Raw genomic sequence first — 18,122 nt, 5'->3', positions numbered from 1 at the left:
GTCTCGAGCGCCCGGCCTTTCTCGTCTGGTAGCGTCGGACGTTTGTCGATTTAAGGTTGATTGCCCGGTGATTGCTCCCGCCCGCCTGCTTGTCCTGTCCCGCCTTTTACTGATTGCCTTGCTGGCGATGTTTCCCCTTGCGCTGACTCAGGCCGCAGGCTTGCCAAGTCTGCTGGGCGGCGGGCAGCCCACCCAACCCCAGGCACAAGAGCCGCTGGGCCAATCGCTGGACGAAGTCATCACCTCACTTGAAAACGACCAGCAGCGCACTCAGTTGCTGGTCGACCTGAAAAAACTGCGCGATGCCACCAAAAAAGCTCAACCGACTGCCGAACAAGGCGTACTGGGTTTGATCGGCAGTTCATTTGCAGAGCTTGAAAAGCAGTTTACCGGCGACGACAGCCCGCTCAGCCGATGGGCAGATGAAGTCGAATTGGCGCAAGACGAACTGGTTGCCCTGATGCTGCCCGCCAACCAGTGGTGGCCGATCATCGCAAGTTTTGCCGTGGTGTTGGCGTTGTGGAGCCTCTCGGCCGCGGCGCTTATCTGGCTGGGTCATAAAGTGCGCCTGCGTTTCGGCCTGTCCGAAGAGCTGCCGCAACACCCACGCCCCTGGGACATGCTGCGCTTTGCCTTGCGCAAACTTGGCCCTTGGCTGGTAGCGCTGATTTTCACGATCTATCTCAGCTATTCGCTGCCTCCTTCGCTGGGTCGGGATCTGGCGATGGTGCTGGCTTACGCGCTGGTGGTGGGTACGCTTTTTTCGGCTATCTGCGTGATAGCGTTTTCGTTGCTCGACGGCCCTCATCGCCACCAAGCGCTGTACATCCTGCGTCACCAGGCGTTTCGGCCGCTGTGGTGGATCGGCAGTTTCGCAGCCTTCGGCGAGGCGCTCAGCGATCCGCGCCTGGTCGCCAGTCTCGGCGTGCACCTGGCGCACACCGCTGCGACCCTGGCCAATGTCATGGCCGCTGTGTCGAGCGGGTTATTCGTCATTCGTTTCCGCCGCCCCATCGCCCATCTGATTCGTAACCAGCCATTGTCGCGCCGGCTGAAACGCCGCGCCCTGAGTGACAGCATCGAAGTGATCGGCAGCTTCTGGTACCTGCCCGCACTGGTGCTGGTGGGCGTCTCGCTGTTCGCGACGTTCTTCTCGGCAGGCGACACCAGCACCGCGTTGCGTCAGGCCTTGATCTGCACGGTATTGCTGGTGTTGAGCATGGTGATCAACGGCCTGGTGCGGCGCCATTCGCAGCGCCCCACCCACGGCCACAAACGCCACGCGCTGTATTCGGACCGGCTGAAAAACTTCTTTTACATCGTCGTGCATCTGCTGGTCTGGCTGGTGTTCATCGAATTGGGGCTGCGGGTCTGGGGCCTATCGTTGATCCGCTTTGCCGACGGCGAAGGCCACGATATCAGCGTCAAACTCATCGGGCTGATGGCGACACTGATGTTTGCGTGGCTGATCTGGATCATCAGTGACACCGCGATTCACCACGCCCTCACCCGCTCGCGCAAAGGTCTGGCCAATGCACGCGCGCAGACGATGATGCCGCTGATCCGCAACGTGCTGTTCGTGACGATTTTGATCATTGCGCTGATCGTCGCCCTGGCGAACATGGGCATGAATGTGACGCCGCTGCTGGCCGGTGCCGGTGTGATCGGTCTGGCGATCGGCTTTGGTGCGCAGTCGCTGGTAGCGGACTTGATCACAGGGTTGTTCATCATCATCGAGGACTCGCTGGCCATCGACGACTATGTGGACGTCGCCGGTCATCTGGGCACCGTCGAAGGGCTGACCATTCGCACTGTGCGCCTGCGCGATATCGACGGCATCGTGCACACGATTCCGTTCAGCGAGATCAAAAGTATTCAGAACTACTCACGAGAGTTCGGCTACGCGATCTTCCGCATCGCCATCCCATCGAATATGAATATCGACGACGCGTTGAAGATGATTCGCGATGTCGGTCAGAAGATGCGCGCCGACCCGCTGCAACGCCGTAATATCTGGTCGCCGCTGGAGATTCAGGGGGTTGAAAGTTTCGAGTCAGGCAACGCCATTCTTCGTGCGCGTTTCAAGACAGCGCCGATCAAGCAATGGGAAGTGTCCCGGGCGTTCAACCTATCACTCAAGCGCTACCTGGATGAGGCCGGTATGGATCTGGCGACACCGCGCCTGAATGTTCAGGTCAGCACCAGTGGCGGTAGCATTAGCGGGGTTCGCGGGCAAAAAGGCGAATCGGTTTCCTGATCGACTCAACAACCTGCAGGAGTGAGCTTGCTCGCAAATACTCTGTGCCTGACATCCGCTGATGTCTGAAACAGTGCAATCACCAGCAAACCCACTCCTGCAGCCCGCAGCATCAAGCCAGGCCAGGCACACCGGGCGCAAGACCGGCGCGCAGAAGGATCAAGGCGTCGTCGAAGCCGTTTTAACGTTGTCGAACATTGCCGCAAAGCGCGGTTTGTTGGTGGCGTAGTACTCGGCGACCACTTTGTCCGCAGAGCTTTCGCGAGCCCGCATCATCATGCTTTCAAGATCCGCTTTGGGGATCGAGTAGTGGGCGAAGAACTGTGCCACTTGCGGGTACTGTGCACTGAATCCTTTGCGAGCGACCGCGTGAATCTGCTCTGTGCCGCCAAACAGGTGCTCGGGGTCATCGAGATAGCGCAGCGGGTACTTGGAGAACATCCAGTGCGGACTCCAGGCATTGACCAGCGACCACTTGCCACGTTTGAGATTGCGGTCCAGCTCGCTGAGCATTCCGCTTTCTGAAGAGGCGACCATCTTGTAACCCACGATCTTTTTATCGTTGATGGCTTTCTCGGTCAGTTTGTACTGGCCGTTGCCGACCTCGGACGTCAGGATCTTGCCGTCGAACTTCTCTCGGATTTCCGGTTTGTTCAGGTCCGCAAGGCTGGATACCTCGCTTACCGGAACACTGTCCGGGACCGCCATGCCAATGCGCCCTTCATACAACACGCCCAGGTCTTCGAGCTTGTCCTTGTACTTGTCATAGAACGCTTTGTGCGTGCCCGGCAGCCAGACCATCGGGATCAGATCGATATTGCCGTTGGCCATGGCCTGGAACTGAATACCGATGTCGGCCATGACCAGCTTGACCGGCTGCTTGAGTTGATCTTCCAGAACGAGATTGGCCAGCTTCACTGCGATCTCGGTGTCCGACCAGTTGACCCAACCTATGCGCACCGGCGGCTGCTCCGCGGCGTGGGTGATGAGCGTCACGGTGGCCAGGGCGACCCCTGCCAACCAGCCAATACGTTTTTTCTTATGCAGTGAGCAAGCAACCATTGTGCATTCCCCTTTCGTGTATGGAGGTTCCGGGTGTGGCAGTGAAAGCGGTAATCGCGCCGGTCTGGGCCGGCTGTTCAGGGGATGGTATCCACACAACTCGTGGGGGCGCAAGAGAAATGTACACAGGCGTCATACATGATTGACACCTATGTACATTTCGCATAATTTCGCGTCAAACCAGCCTGATGTTCCCTCCCAGGAGCGCGCCATAATGTCCAGCGACCCGCTGCTACAGCCCTACACCATCAAAAACCTGACCCTGCGAAACCGCATCATGACCACGTCGCATGAACCGGCGTACCCGGTCGACGGGATGCCCAAGGACCTTTATCGGGCCTATCACGTGGAGCGGGCCAAGGCAGGGGTCGCACTGACGATGACCGCAGGCTCGGCAGCCGTGTCTCGCGACAGTCCGCCCGTTTTCAACAACGTGCTGGCGTACAAGGACGAGGTGGTCGGCTGGCTCAAGGACCTGACCGATGAATGCCACGAACACGGTGCGGCCGTCATGATCCAGCTGACGCATCTGGGCCGTCGTACTCGCTGGGACAAGGCGGACTGGCTGCCTGTGGTCTCGCCCTCACACCGCCGTGAGGCGTCCCACCGCTCGTTTCCCAAGAAGCTGGAGGCATGGGATATCCAGCGCATCATCAAAGATTACGTCGATGCCGCCGAACGGATGAAAGCTGCCGGCATGGACGGCCTGGAGCTTCAGGCTTACGGGCATTTGATGGATCAGTTCTGGTCACCGCTGACAAATGACCTGGACGACGAATACGGCGGCTCCCTGGACAATCGCCTGCGTTTCACCTTCGATATCCTGCGCGGGATTCGCAAGCAATGCGGGGAAGACTTCCTGCTTGGCGTGCGCTACACCGGCGATGAGGATCTGCCAGGCGGATTTGGCGCTCAAGAAGGGATGGCCATCTCGCACAGGCTCAAAGACAGTGGGCTGGTTGACTTCCTCAACGTCGTCAAAGGGCACATCGACACCGACGCTGGCCTGACCGACGTGATCCCGATCCAGGGCATGCGCAACTCACCGCACCTGGATTTCGCGGGTGAAATCCGTGCCGCCACGGGCTTCCCGACGTTCCACGCCGCGAAGATCCCCGACGTTGCCACCGCTCGTCATGCCATCGCTTCCGGCAAAGTCGACATGGTGGGGATGACCCGTGCGCACATGACCGATCCACACATCGTGCGCAAGATCATCGAGAAGCGCGAAGAGGAGATTCGGCCCTGTGTGGGCGCCAACTATTGCCTGGACCGGATCTACCAGGGTGGCGCGGCCTACTGCATTCACAATGCGGCAACCGGGCGTGAAACCACGATGCCCCACGAGATCCCGAAGGCCGTCACCCCACGCAAGGTCGTTGTGGTTGGCGCGGGCCCAGGCGGGCTGGAAGCGGCACGGGTCGCCGCAGAACGCGGGCATGACGTCACGGTGCTGGAAGCTGCAGATCAACCGGGAGGACAGATACGGCTCACCGCATTGAGTGAGCGTCGCCGGGAAATGATCAGCATCATCGACTGGCGCATGGCGCAATGCGAACGAATGGGCGTGAAGTTCCACTTCAACACTTGGGCCGAGGCGCAGACGGTGCTGGACCATGAGCCGGATGTGGTGATTGTCGCGACCGGCGGCCTGCCGGACACCGAGGTGCTCAAAGAAGGCAACGAGTGGGTCGTGTCGGCGTGGGACATTATTTCCGGCGATGCAAAGCCCGGCAAGAATGTGCTGATCTTCGACGACGCGGGGGATCATGCTGCGCTCCAGGCGGCTGAAGTCATCGCTAAAAGCGGTGCCTGCCTGGAAATCGTCACCCCGGACCGGGCCTTCTCACCCGAAGTCATGGCCATGAATCTGGTGCCTTACATGCGTAGCCTGCAAGACCTGGATGTGGTGTTCACCGTGACCTATCGCGTCGAATCGGTAAAAAGGCGCGACGGCAAACTCGTCGCGGTGTTTGGCAGTGATTACGGCAAGGTGAATAAGGAGCGCGTCGTCGATCAGGTGGTGATCAACCACGGCACGCTGCCGATGGATGAGTTGTATTTCGAGCTGCGTCCACTGTCGAGCAACGGCGGCGCGGTCGAGCAACACGACTTGATCGCCGGCAAAGCGCAGAATCTGGTGACCCATCCGGAAGGCCGCTTCCAGCTGTTTCGCATCGGGGACGCAGTGGCCGCGCGCAACACCCACGCCGCCATTTACGACGCGTTGCGCCTCGTCAAAGACCTCTGAAAAATCGGTGCCGACGGCGTTGTCTCACACAGGGCTGCTGCGCAGCCCATCGCCTGCAAGCAAGGCGCCTACGCCCTTCGGGCAGAAGCGGTTCGCGTGAGCCGATAAGGCGTTGGCCGAGGGCAGTGAGGACGTGCATGGCTTCTGATTCTGGCCGGAGGCCGTAGGAGTCCAGCTTGCTGACGATCTGCCGGGTACCGGCAGTAAATCCGGCGCATGCGGTGGATCAGGTGAATCTAGGGCCGCTTCGCGCCCCATCGCCTGCAAGCAAGGCTCCTACGCCCTCCGGGCAGAAGCGGTTCGCGTGAGCCGATAAGGCGTTGGCCGAGGGCAGTGAGGACGTGCATGGCTTCTGATTCTGGCCGGAGGCCGTAGGGTCGTGCATGGCTTCTGATTCTGCCCGGAGGCCGTAGGAGTCCAGCTTGCTGACGATCTGCCGGGTACCGGCAGTGAATGCGGCGCATGCAGTGGATAAGGTGAATCTAGGGCCGCTTTGCGCCCCATCGCCTGCAAGCAAGGCGCCTACGCCCTTCGGGCAGAATCAAAAGCGCCAGATTCGACGTTGGACCGGTACGCCGCAGTGGCAGATCAAAAAGCGTGAGGTTCGAAGTCGTGTCGAGGAAAGACGGTCGTCATGCTCAGCGCTACAAGCCATTGCGCGCCACCGTGACACCTGACTCTAACGCTCGGCCCAACATGTCTTCAAAGCCGGCATCCATCAGGCTCTGCAACGCAGCGGCGGTCACGCCTTTGTACGCCACCAGCGAATCGATCATCGCCTGCGGGTCATGCCGGGCCAGCAACTGGCTGGCCGACACCACCACGCCGTGCGCCGCCTGCCGGGCAACGTCCTCGGGAACGCCAGCGTCGATGGCCTGATGGATGAGCGCGGTCATCAACAACGCAGGAAACGCAGGACCGGTGCCGGACATCGCGCTCAGGTAATCGATGCAATGTTCGCTTGGCACTCGGCTCGCCGTGCCGACGCACTCAAGCAGGCCTTGGATGAACTCAACCTCGGAGGGCGTCAGTTCACTCGTGCAATGCCAAGGCGTGAAGGAGCGTCTTATCTCGACCGCTGCATTGGCCATTGCCCGGACGACGGTCGCAGCGCCAGTCGCCTCAATGATCGCCCAGGAAGAAACACCCGCCATCAGCGAGATGACGCGCTTACCCGAGGCATCAATAGTGAGCGCTTTGAATTGCTCGGGGCGCACCGCGATGATCACGGTGGCACTGGCGTCCACCAGCGCCTGGTTATCGGCCAGCAGGCGGGCCCCTGTTTCAGCGAGTGGATGACTGCCGGAGCGGTTGGACAGCAACAGTCGATCAGGTGTGATGAACGCGCCATCCAGCATCGCCTCGGCAAGTGCGCCACCCAGCCAGCCGGTGCCACCGATGATGCCGATGACACCCTTGGTGTCAGCTCGCACCCGACGACTCCTCGAACGTGCCCACCAGCGCGACAAACTCCCCCGGCTGCTTCTCGGCGAAACCGAATTTACCGAAGAAGCGATCAAGCTCGCGCTTTTTAGGGGCCTTACCGGTAAAGATGCTGACGTAATGCGGGATACGGCGGAAGCGCTCAGTGATGTCTTCACTGGTCTTCATGGAGATATAGCCGATCTGCGTAAGGTAGATGGTGCGGGCCCGGGTGTCGGCGCCGTCGGGATCGTAGCCAAAGCGCCTGAACATGGCCGATAACGCGTTGATGCGTGCCTGGTCCGCTGCCGCGATTTCCACAGACACTTCCTCCGATTGCAAAGCCCAACTGCGCACGGCGAATTCGAACTGCGAATCGAAAAGTTCGGTGTTAAGCCAGCACTCGAAAACGTTGAGGATGGCCTCAGTGATGTTTTCCGCATAGCTTTCGCATTGCTTGACCATACCGCCGCTGTTCTTGTCCTTCCAGCGGGCCAGGAGCGCCGCCAATAGCTGCTCGCGGTCCTGAAAAAACCAATAAAAGCTGGTTCTGGACAGATTCAAACGTTTGGCCAGCGGCATCACGCGAACCGCATCGACGCCGGACTCCTTCAACGCCTCGTAAGCGGCGTCGAGCCATCCTTCTGGTGAGCCACGCCAGCCAGAATCCTGGGATTTACCCCGTTCCTTGCCTGATACCGACATCACGCGTCGCCTTTGTCTTTGGATAAGTGAGCGGACTGTACGCCCCTGATCTTTTGATGTACATCCCTGTACATTTCAATGACGTGGCGTCGGGCTTTAATGAAATCAGGTGCAGTGAATGACAACGGGCGGATGGGGTGCGTCCAGGATGGTGTGCCCATCAGAAGTGAGGATACGACCAAAATCGTGGAGCCCGTTCTCAAACATCCCCTACCACCGCACTCACATGGATCGCGTCATGGCGCCAATACTCAAGATCGCAGTCGATCAGCCGGCCCTGTTGGTCGTGATTGACCCGGGCGATGCGCAGGCCGGGGCTGCCGATCGAGACTTTCAATGCCGCCGCCGCATCGATGGGCAGCGCAGTCGGGACCATTTCAAAACGCACCTGGCCGTAGCGAATGTCGTAATGGCTGGCGTACAACTCGGTCAGTGATTGATTGAGATCGAAGTCGAGGATCAGCGGGAAATACTCAGGATTGAGATAGTGCTCGACGTACAGCACCAGTCGTTGGTCGATGCGCCGTGCGCGACAGATCTGGATCACGCTGGATAAGGCCGGCAGTCGCAGCAACTCACACACCGTGGCTGAAGCGGGCTGTAACCGCGCAGAAATCACTTGAGTCTCCGGCACCCGGCCCTGAGCCAGGACCATCGCGTGAAAGTGGCTGCGACGCATCAGATCGTAGGCCAGACGTGGCGGTGAAATGAACCAGCCACGCCGCTCTTCCCGATAAATCAGCCCTTGGGCCTCAAGCTGCACCAACGCCTCGCGCAGGGTAATGCGGGTAGTGCCGAATACTTCACTGAGTTTGCGCTCGGCGGGCAACTTGCTACCGGGCGGCAAAAGACCGTGCTCGATCTGCTCTTGCAAAGCGTTGCAAATGGTCGTCACGGCTCGTGGCACGTCTTCGCGCATTTCGTTACCTATCTGGACTAGACCAGCGCTATTTAGGGGCAAGGTCTACAACGCAACGGCCCATTTATGTGCTGCAAAGCCTAGGGAGCGTAGATGACTGTTCAGTGACAGGCCAGCGAAGCGCGGGCGAAATCCCGCTGCAAGCAATGCATATAGCCTTTTCATATCAATTACTTGGCCATGGTCTACGCTTAGCCGACAGCTGTACCCGAAGCCCGTGTTTACCCCAGCAAAAGTCGGTCCAGACACGAAAGTGTCATTGAACAGGCCTAACTTGGCTCAGGTATTGCTGACCTAGACCAACCCATCCGCAACGAACACTTCTAAGAATTCGTCGAGAAGTGCACAAGGAGCTTCGAATGAAACACCTTTTGCTGGCATCACTCCTGGGTTCGGCCATCGCGCTGAGCACATCGGCCATGGCCGCAGACGCTGACCTGAAAACGCTGGAAGCCGCTGCCAAGACTGAAGGCGCGGTCAACAGTGTGGGCATGCCCGACGACTGGGCGAACTGGAAGGGTACCTGGTCGGACCTGTCCACCAAGTATGGCCTCAAGCACATGGACACCGACATGAGCTCGGCTCAGGAAGTGGCCAAGTTCGATGCGGAAAAAGACAACGCCAGTGCCGACATCGGCGACGTCGGCGCAGCCTTTGGCCCGATTGCTACAGCCAAAGGCGTGACCCAACCCTACAAACCCACCACCTGGGATCAGGTTCCGGACTGGGCGAAAGACAAAGATGGTCACTGGGCATTGGCCTACACCGGCACCATCGCTTTCATCGTCAACAAGAAGCTGCTGCACGGCTCCGACGTCCCAACCAAATGGACCGACCTCAAGTCCGGCAAATACAAAGTCACCATCGGCGACGTGAGCACCGCAGCCCAGGCGGCCAACGGCGTGCTGGCCGCTGCGATCGCCATGAAAGGCGACGAATCCAATATCGCCCCAGGCCTGCAACTGTTCACCGAACTTGCCAAGCAAAAACGTCTGGGCATCAACAACCCGACCATCCAGACCATGGAAAAAGGCGAAGTGGAAGTCGGTATCGTCTGGGACTTCAACGGCTTGAGCTACAAGGCCAAGATGACCAATCCGGATGACTACGTGGTGTTGATTCCGTCCGATGGTTCGGTGATCTCGGGCTACACCACCATCATCAACAAATACGCCAAGCACCCGAACGCCGCCAAGCTGGCCCGTGAATACATCTTCAGTGATGCAGGCCAGACCAACCTGGCGCGCGGCAACGCTCGTCCGATTCGTGCCGAGCACCTGAAACTGCCAGAAGACGTGCAAAAGCAACTGCTGCCTAACGAGCAGTACAAAGGCGTGACTCCGATCAAAGACCCGGCCGCCTGGGAAAAAACCTCGAAAGCCCTGCCACAGCAGTGGAATGAGCAGGTCATCGTCGAAATGCAGTGATGCCCCGCTGGCGCTTCAAGGACGAGGCGCCAACTTCATTCCTGCTTCTGCCCGAAGGGCGTAGGAGTCTGGCTTGCCGACGATCTGCCGGGTACCGGCAGCCAAACCTGAATATGCGGTGTGCCTGTTGCACCGAGGCGTCTGGTTCTGGGACTGCTTCGGTCGGACGCGACCCCGGCCCCATCGTCGGCAAGCCGGACTCCTACGGCCTCCGGCCAGAATCAAAACCAGATCAAGGCCCAGTGTTGCTTCACCCTTGAATTCGATTTCCCCGGAGCGGCACATGAAACACAACGTCATCCTCATCCTGCTGGACGGTCTGAGTTACAGCGTCGCCCGCCATGCGATGGGCCATTTGCTGGCGTACAGCAACGCAGGCCGCGCCGCGCTGTATCGGCTGGAATGCGAGCTGCCGTCCCTGTCTCGTCCGCTATACGAATGCATCCTGACCGGCGTTGCTCCCATCGACAGCGGCATTGTGCATAACCAGGTGTCGCGTCTGTCCAATCAGCGCAGCGTGTTTCATTACGCCACCGACGCGGGACTGACCACCGCCGCTGCGGCCTATCACTGGGTCAGCGAGCTCTATAACCGCTCACCGTTCATCGCCGCGCGCGACCGCCACACCGACGCACCAGAACTGCCGATTCAGCACGGCCACTTCTATTACGTCGATCACTACCCCGACTCACACTTGTTCGATGACGCCGAGCATCTGCGCGTGCGCCATGAACCAGATTTCCTGTTCGTTCACCCCATGAACATCGACGACGCCGGGCACAAGCACGGCCTCGACACGCCCCAATACCGCAACAGCGCACGCACCGCCGATATCATTCTGGCCGAGTACCTGCAGCGCTGGCTCGACGCCGGTTATCAAGTGTTGGTGACGGCTGATCACGGCATGAACAACGACCGCTCGCACAACGGCATTTTGCCGGAAGAGCGCGAAGTACCACTGTTCGTGATCGGCGACGCCTTCAGCCTTAACCCTGACGCGCAGCCCAAACAAACCGAACTTTGCGGCACCGTCTGCGAACTGCTCGGCGTGCCCCACGACAAGCCAGTCTGCAGGGAGATACTCAAGTGAATTCACAAAGCCGAGGCAAATGGCTGGGCCTGTTATGTCTGCTGCCATTTGCCATCTTCTTTATCATTTTCCAGATCGCGCCGTTGATGTGGGTGGCGATCAACAGCCTCCATTCCGACGCTGGCTGGGGCATTGAAAACTTCATCAAGGCCTTCGACTCGCGCTTCTATCGCCAGGCGATTCAGTACAGCCTGGAAATCAGTTTCTGGTCGAGTGTGATCGGCATCATCATTGCGATCCTTGGCAGTTACTCGTTGCGCAAAGTACCGTCACGGCTGCGGGATTTCGTCAGCGCGTTCGCCAACATGACCAGCAACTTTTCTGGTGTCCCGCTGGCCTTCGCGTTCATCATTCTGCTGGGCTTCAATGGCGCGCTGACACTGATCCTCAAGCAGGCCGGGATCATTGATGACTTCAATCTGTATTCGAAGACTGGCCTGATCATTCTCTATACCTATTTCCAGATTCCCCTCGGCGTGCTCCTGCTGTATCCAGCATTTGATGCGCTGCGTGAAGACTGGCGCGAATCGGCGTCCCTGCTCGGCGCCAGCAGCTGGGATTTCTGGCGGCACATCGGTATTCCGGTGCTAACCCCTGCGCTGCTCGGCACGTTCGTGATTCTGCTGGCCAACGCCCTCGGCGCCTACGCCACCGTCTACGCGCTGACCACCGGCAACTTCAACGTGCTGCCCATTCGTATCGCAGCGATGGTGGCCGGCGACATCACCCTGGACCCGAACATGGCAAGCGCCCTGGCGATGATTCTGGTAGGCCTGATGACCCTGGTGACCATCGTCCACCAATGGCTGTTGAAGAGGAGCTACCATGTCTCGCGCTGAACGCGGCCCGGCCGGGCTCTACCACCGCATCGTGGTGTACATCCTGTTTTTGATTCTCCTGGCGCCGCTACTCGGCACGTTCGTGTATTCGATCGCCACCAGTTGGTCAGCGACGATTCTGCCCAGCGGCCTGACGTTCAAGTGGTACATCGCGCTGTGGAGCGACCCGCGTTTCCTGATGGCCTTCGCGCAGTCGTTGTTGGTCTGCGTCGGTGCTTTGATTCTCTCGGTGGTGCTGGTACTGCCGCTGCTGTTCGTGGTGCATTACCACTTCCCGAAACTCGACAGCGTGATGAACATCCTGATCCTGCTGCCCTTCGCGGTGCCGCCGGTGGTGTCGTCGGTAGGGCTGTTGCAGCTCTATGGTTCCGGGCCGATGGCCATGGTCGGTACACCGTGGATTCTGATCGGCTGCTATTTCACCGTAGCGCTGCCGTTCATGTATCGGGCGATCACCAATAACCTGCAGGCGATCAATCTGGTGGACCTGATGGACGCGGCGCAACTGCTCGGTGCCAGTACCTTTCAGGCCGCCGTGCTGGTGGTGCTGCCGAACCTGCGCAAAGGTTTGATGATTGCCCTGTTGCTGTCGTTTTCCTTCCTGTTCGGCGAATTCGTGTTCGCCAACCTGCTGGTGGGCACCCGTTACGAGACCCTGCAGGTGTACCTGAACAACATGCGCAACAGCAGCGGCCACTTCAACAGCGCGCTGGTGATCTCTTATTTCCTCTTCGTGCTGCTGCTGACCTGGGCTGCCAACCGACTGAACAAGGACAAAGACTGATATGAGCTTCGTCAGTGTTGAAAACCTGCAAAAGAATTACGCCAGCACGGCAGTCTTTTCTGACATCAATTGCGAGATCAAAAAGGGCGAGTTCGTGACCCTGCTCGGCCCTTCCGGCTGCGGCAAATCCACGTTGCTGCGCTGTATTGCCGGGCTGACGTCGGTCACCAGCGGGCGCATCTTTCTGGACGGCAAGGACCTGGTCCCTGTCGCGCCGCAAAAACGCGGCATCGGCATGGTGTTCCAGAGCTACGCATTGTTCCCAAACATGAACGTGGAGCAGAACGTCGCGTTTGGCCTGCGCATGCAAAAGGTCAGTGCCGATGAAAGCAAACAGCGGGTGGCCGAGGTCTTGAAGCTGGTGGAGTTGGGCGAGTACGCCAAGCGCTATCCCCATCAGATGTCTGGCGGGCAATGCCAGCGCGTGGCGTTGGCGCGTTCGCTGGTGACGCGCCCTCGCCTGCTGTTGCTCGATGAGCCGCTGTCGGCGCTGGATGCACGGATTCGCAAACACTTGCGTGAGCAAATTCGGGCGATTCAACAGGAATTGGGCCTGACCACGATTTTCGTGACCCACGATCAGGAAGAAGCCCTGACCATGTCCGACCGGATCTTCCTGATGAACCAGGGCCGGATCGTCCAGAGCGGCGACGCTGAAACGCTGTACACCGCGCCGGTCGATGCGTTCGCTGCAGGTTTCATCGGCAACTACAACCTGCTGGAGCCCGACGCCGCCAGCCGCCTGATGCAACGTCCGATCAACAGTCGCGTGGCGATTCGTCCGGAAGCTATTCAGTTGAGTCTCACCGGGGAGCTGGAAGGCGAGATCCGCAGCCACAGTCTATTGGGCAACGTGATTCGTTATCGCGTACAAGCGCGGGGCGTGGATCTGGTGGTGGATGTGCTCAACCGCTCCGCCAGCGACTTGCACGCCAACGGCCAGCGCGTCACCCTGAACATCGAAGCGTCGGCGTTGTGCGAAGTGGCATAGAAGCGCCCGCATAACCTGTAGGAGCCAACTTGTTGGCGAGAGATTGATACGGTGTGCCAGACAGGCCGCCTCGCGAACAAGTTCGCTCCTACAGGGGCTGGCGTGCAATGGTTGTGTAGGAGCGCGCTTGCCCGCGATTGCGGTATGTCAGCTCCACATTCATTGACTGGCACACCGCAATCGCGGGCAAGCGCGCTCCTACAGTTGATCTGCGTACAAAATGATTTAAGAGGACAGCAGCAATGGCTTTAGCAATTTTCGACCTGGACGAGACGCTGATTCACGGCGACTGCGCCAGTCTATGGAGCGAGCAAATGGCGCGGCTGGGCTGGGTCGATCCTGAGTCCTTCATCAAGCGTGATCACGAGTTGATGGAGGCCTACAGCAACGGCGAGCTGGCGATGGAGGACTACATGGCCTTCAGCCTGGAGCCGATGATCGGTCGCACGCCAGAGGAAGTGGAGTTTCTGGTGGGGCCGTGGGTCGAGGACTTCATTGAGCCGATCATCTTCAGCGACGCCACCAAAACCATCGCTCAGCACCGCGCGGCGGGCGACCGGATTCTGGTGATCTCGGCCTCAGGCGTGCATCTGGTCAAAGCAATCGCCGAGCGTATCGGTGTCGATGAAGTGCTGGCGATCGATCTGGACCTTGCCCATGGCGTTTACAGCGGCCAGACCACCGGCGTGTTGACCTACCGCGAAGGCAAGATCACCCGTTTGATGGAATGGCTGGATCAGGAAGGGGAAAACCTGGAAGGCGCGAGTTTCTATTCCGACTCGCGCAACGATTTACCGCTGCTGCTGAAGGTCGATTTCCCCCACGCGGTAAACCCCGACGCAACCCTGCGCGAACACGCCGAAAAAGCCGGCTGGCCGATTCATCACTGGAAGTAGCCCCTAGCCCTGTAGGAGCGAACTTGTTCGCGAAGCGGCGGGCCTGACATACCGCTACTACTGCCTGTAGGAGCGCGCTTGCCCGCGATTGCAATCCATCTGCCACTCATCAGGTGACTGACGCACCGTAATCGCGGGCAAGCGCGCTCCTACAATCAACGAAGGTGTTACGCCAAGCTTTCGTCGATCACGAGTACCACCTTGCCCGACACCTGATTGGTCGCAAGCTCGGCAAATGCTGCTTCGGCATCGCTTGCCGCGAAACTACGAGCCAGCTGCGGTTTGAGGCGACCTTCGGTGAACAACGGCCAGACGTGCTGCCCCAGATCGCTTAGCAAATCAGCCTTGAACTGATCGTCGCGGCTGCGCAAGGTCGAGCCCAGGATGTGAATCCGCTTGCCCAGCACCAGGGCCATGTCCAACTCGGCCTTGCGCCCGCCCATCAGACCGATCAACACCAACCGCCCGTCTACACCCAGCACTTTCAAATTCAGCGCGGCGTAGTTGGCGCCCACCGGATCGAGAATGACATTGAACGGGGCAAAGTCATTCAGGCTGTCCAGGCTCTCGGTGCGGATTACCCCACCCTGAGCCCCCAACGCCTCGCAGTACGCCAGACGCTCGGCAGAACCCACGCTGACCCAGCAAGGGTTGCCAAAGGCTTTGCAAAGCTGAATGGCGGCTGAACCAACTCCACTTGCACCGGCGTGCAGCAAAACTTTTTCGCCGGGCTTTAGCCCTGCCAGTTGAAACAAATTCAGCCAGGCGGTGGCGTAGACCTCCGGAATACCCGCCGCTTCATGCAGCGAGATGCCTTCGGGAACGGGCAAAACATGACGCGCATCGACGACTGCTTCCTCGGCCATCGCCCCGCCCGCCAACAGCGCGCAGACGCGGTCCCCCACCTGCCAGGACGTGCCCGGCCCGACTTCGGCAATGACGCCGGAACATTCCATGCCGAGGGTTTCAGTGACGCCCGGCGGCGGTGGATACATACCGGCACGCTGCAACAAATCGGCGCGATTGAGTCCGGCCGCAGCGACCTTGATACGTACTTGACCGACATCGAGCGTCGGTGAGGGCTGTTCGACCCATTCCACTTGGCCTTCAACGCCTTGCAATGCTTTCACGGTGCCTCCATAGTGAGTTCTCGACTGAGTCCGATGTGCTCTTAATAGGCATTCGGGCTTTTTGCATTATGCGACCGGGTTTCGCATCAGGCTGTGTGAACACGTCACGGAGCCTGAGACTGAACCGGCGACCTTAAAGACGGCCTAATATGCGTTATCAATTGTCCCCGCGTCGAATCAGCATGAAGCAATTTTTGCCCAGCACACTTGCATTGCTCATTGGCCTCAGTGTTTTGCCAATGTCCGCCAACACCTTTGCTGCCAACAGCTGGGATAATCTTCAACCCGATCGGGACGAGGTGATAGCCAGCCTCAACGTAGTGGAACTGCTCAAGCGGCACCACTACAGCAAGCCGCCGCTGGATGACAAACGCTCTGAGATCATCTACCAGAGCTACCTGAAATTGCTCGACCCTGCCCGCAGCTACTTTCTGGCCAGCGATATTGCTGAATTCGACAAGTGGCGTACGCAGTTCGACGATTTCCTGAAAAGCGGCGACCTGCAGCCCGGCTTTACTATCTACAAGCGTTATCTGGACCGCATCAAGTCGCGTCTGGATTTTGCCTTGGCCGAACTGGACAAGGGCGTCGACAAGATCGATCTGACCACCAAGGAAACCTTGCTGGTCGATCGCAAAGACGCAGCCTGGCCGAAAAACGAAGCGGAACTGGACGACCTGTGGCGCAAGCGCGTCAAGGACGAAGTTCTGCGCCTGAAGATCGCCGGCAAAGAGCCTGCGAAGATTCAGGAAACCCTGACCAAACGCTACAAGAATCAATTGTCGCGTCTGGCCCAGACCCGTAGCGAAGATATTTTCCAGGCGTATGAAAACAACTTCGCCATGTCCTACGATCCGCACACCAATTACCTGTCACCTGACAGCGCGGAAAACTTCGACATCAACATGAGCCTGTCGCTGGAAGGCATTGGCGCCGTGTTGCAGAGCGATAACGACAACGTCAAGATCGTGCGCCTTGTGCCAGCGGGTCCTGCGGCCAAGACCAAGCAGGTCGCTCCGGCCGACAAGATCGTCGGCGTCGCCCAAGGCGACAAAGAGATGGTCGACGTGATCGGCTGGCGTCTGGATGAAGTGGTCAAACTGATTCGCGGTCCGAAGGGCTCCGTCGTGCGTCTGGAAGTGATTCCGGCCAGCAACGGCCCGAACGATCAGACCAGTAAGATCGTTTCGATCACCCGTGAAGCGGTGAAACTTGAAGAGCAGGCGGCCAAGAAGTCGATTCTGCACCTCAACCAGGACGGCAAAGACTACAAGCTGGGCGTAATTGAAATTCCAGCCTTCTACCTGGACTTCAAGGCCTACCGTGCTGGCGATCCGGAATACAAATCCACCACCCGTGACGTCAAGAAGCTTCTGACCGAACTGCAAGGCGACAAGGTCGACGGCGTGGTCATCGACCTGCGCAACAACGGCGGCGGCTCGTTGCAGGAAGCTACCGAGCTGACCAGCCTGTTCATCGACAAAGGCCCGACCGTGCTGGTGCGTAACGCAGACGGCAAAGTGGACGTGCTCGAAGACGAGAACCCTGGCGCCTTCTACAAGGGCCCGATGGCCTTGCTGGTGAACCGTCTTTCTGCCTCGGCTTCGGAGATTTTCGCTGGCGCCATGCAGGACTACCACCGCGCGTTGATTATCGGCGGCCAGACCTTCGGCAAGGGCACGGTGCAAACCATTCAGCCGCTGAACCACGGCGAACTGAAGCTGACCCTGGCCAAGTTCTACCGCGTTTCGGGCCAAAGCACCCAGCATCAGGGCGTGCTGCCTGATATCGCGTATCCGTCCATTATCGACACCAAGGAAATCGGCGAAAGCGCGCTGCCGGAGGCAATGACCTACGACACGATCAAGCCTGCGATCAAGCCTGCGGTTGACCCGTTCAAACCGTTCCTGGCGCAGTTGCAGTCGCGCCATGACGTGCGCTCGGCCAAAGACGCCGAGTTTGTGTTCATCGAAGACAAGCTCGCGCTGGCGAAAAAGCTGATGGCCGAAAAAACCGTCAGCCTTAATGAGAGCGTGCGTCGCAGCGAGCACACCGACATCGAAAATCAGCAATTGAGCATGGAAAACATCCGCCGCAAGGCCAAGGGTGAAGACCCGCTCAAAGAGCTGAAGAAAGAAGACGAAGACGCACTGCCGGTCGACGATGACAAAACCAAACCCGAAGACGACGCTTACCTGTCAGAAACCGGGCGTATTCTCATCGATTATCTGGGTCTGAGCGGTAGCGTGGCAAAGAAGTAATACGGTAGGCCTGAGTGATCAGGTGAGGCTTCATGAATTTGCTGGCGATGTAACACCATTCGTCATCAAACAGTCATGAAGCTGTCGT

At 59.0% G+C, this 18,122-nt stretch carries 14 protein-coding genes; 9 read left to right on the top strand and 5 right to left on the bottom strand.

Annotated features, from left to right (window positions below; translation table 11 throughout):
• Positions 1–127 precede the first annotated feature (127 nt).
• Positions 128–2,257 carry a mechanosensitive ion channel family protein gene (locus ACWKV9_RS23065; protein ID WP_483838457.1) on the top strand — a complete coding sequence of 710 codons (2,130 nt, stop codon included), beginning with the start codon at positions 128–130 and terminating at the stop codon, positions 2,255–2,257.
• Between the two features lie 159 nt (positions 2,258–2,416).
• Here the strand turns inward: ACWKV9_RS23065 and ACWKV9_RS23060 are convergent, their stop codons facing one another.
• Positions 2,417–3,319 carry a glycine betaine ABC transporter substrate-binding protein gene (locus ACWKV9_RS23060; protein ID WP_483838417.1) on the bottom strand — a complete coding sequence of 301 codons (903 nt, stop codon included), beginning with the start codon at positions 3,317–3,319 and terminating at the stop codon, positions 2,417–2,419.
• A gap of 214 nt (positions 3,320–3,533) precedes the next feature.
• On the opposite strand from ACWKV9_RS23060, the gene ACWKV9_RS23055 reads away from it, so the two are divergent.
• A complete protein-coding gene (locus ACWKV9_RS23055; RefSeq protein WP_483838416.1) occupies positions 3,534–5,570 on the top strand; it encodes an oxidoreductase in 2,037 nt (678 codons plus the stop codon).
• A gap of 644 nt (positions 5,571–6,214) precedes the next feature.
• Here the strand turns inward: ACWKV9_RS23055 and ACWKV9_RS23050 are convergent.
• The 3 genes from ACWKV9_RS23050 to ACWKV9_RS23040 form a co-directional block, all read right to left on the bottom strand.
• Positions 6,215–7,003 (bottom strand): pyrroline-5-carboxylate reductase family protein, encoded by a 789-nt coding sequence (locus ACWKV9_RS23050; protein ID WP_483838415.1) that lies wholly within the window; start codon positions 7,001–7,003, stop codon positions 6,215–6,217.
• Entirely contained in the window at positions 6,993–7,697 is a 705-nt protein-coding gene (locus tag ACWKV9_RS23045; RefSeq protein ID WP_483838414.1) for a TetR/AcrR family transcriptional regulator, read from the bottom strand. The genes ACWKV9_RS23050 and ACWKV9_RS23045 overlap by 11 nt, the downstream gene beginning before the upstream one ends.
• A gap of 199 nt (positions 7,698–7,896) precedes the next feature.
• Complete coding sequence (locus tag ACWKV9_RS23040; RefSeq protein ID WP_483838413.1) at positions 7,897–8,616, bottom strand: UTRA domain-containing protein; 720 nt, start codon at positions 8,614–8,616, stop codon at positions 7,897–7,899.
• A 359-nt stretch (positions 8,617–8,975) separates the two neighbouring features.
• Between ACWKV9_RS23040 and ACWKV9_RS23035 the strand changes: the two genes are divergently transcribed.
• The 6 genes from ACWKV9_RS23035 to ACWKV9_RS23010 all read left to right on the top strand — a co-directional run bounded on the left by ACWKV9_RS23035 (position 8,976) and on the right by ACWKV9_RS23010 (position 14,643).
• Positions 8,976–10,043, top strand: coding sequence for an ABC transporter substrate-binding protein (locus ACWKV9_RS23035; protein WP_483838412.1), 1,068 nt, complete (start codon positions 8,976–8,978; stop codon positions 10,041–10,043).
• Positions 10,044–10,326: 283 nt separating this feature from the next.
• Entirely contained in the window at positions 10,327–11,133 is an 807-nt protein-coding gene (locus ACWKV9_RS23030) for an alkaline phosphatase family protein (protein ID WP_483838411.1), read from the top strand.
• Positions 11,130–11,972 (top strand): ABC transporter permease, encoded by an 843-nt coding sequence (locus ACWKV9_RS23025; RefSeq protein WP_483838410.1) that lies wholly within the window; start codon positions 11,130–11,132, stop codon positions 11,970–11,972. The genes ACWKV9_RS23030 and ACWKV9_RS23025 overlap by 4 nt, the downstream gene beginning before the upstream one ends.
• Positions 11,959–12,756 carry an ABC transporter permease gene (locus tag ACWKV9_RS23020; protein ID WP_483838409.1) on the top strand — a complete coding sequence of 266 codons (798 nt, stop codon included), beginning with the start codon at positions 11,959–11,961 and terminating at the stop codon, positions 12,754–12,756. Before ACWKV9_RS23025 ends, ACWKV9_RS23020 begins: the two co-directional genes overlap by 14 nt.
• A 1-nt stretch (position 12,757) precedes the next feature.
• Complete coding sequence (locus ACWKV9_RS23015; RefSeq protein WP_483838408.1) at positions 12,758–13,747, top strand: ABC transporter ATP-binding protein; 990 nt, start codon at positions 12,758–12,760, stop codon at positions 13,745–13,747.
• A gap of 242 nt (positions 13,748–13,989) precedes the next feature.
• Positions 13,990–14,643 carry an HAD family hydrolase gene (locus tag ACWKV9_RS23010; protein ID WP_483838407.1) on the top strand — a complete coding sequence of 218 codons (654 nt, stop codon included), beginning with the start codon at positions 13,990–13,992 and terminating at the stop codon, positions 14,641–14,643.
• Between the two features lie 167 nt (positions 14,644–14,810).
• Here the strand turns inward: ACWKV9_RS23010 and ACWKV9_RS23005 are convergent, their stop codons facing one another.
• The gene (locus ACWKV9_RS23005) at positions 14,811–15,773 is read right to left on the bottom strand and encodes an NAD(P)H-quinone oxidoreductase (protein ID WP_483838406.1); all 963 of its coding nucleotides are present in this window, start codon (positions 15,771–15,773) and stop codon (positions 14,811–14,813) included.
• Positions 15,774–15,955: 182 nt separating this feature from the next.
• Between ACWKV9_RS23005 and ACWKV9_RS23000 the strand changes: the two genes are divergently transcribed.
• Positions 15,956–18,034, top strand: a complete 2,079-nt coding sequence (locus ACWKV9_RS23000) for a carboxy terminal-processing peptidase (RefSeq protein ID WP_483838405.1) — start codon at positions 15,956–15,958, stop codon at positions 18,032–18,034.
• Positions 18,035–18,122: the final 88 nt, after the last annotated feature.

This window comes from Pseudomonas corni (genome assembly GCF_057128765.1).
This window is presented reverse-complemented; position numbering and strand designations above follow the sequence as displayed.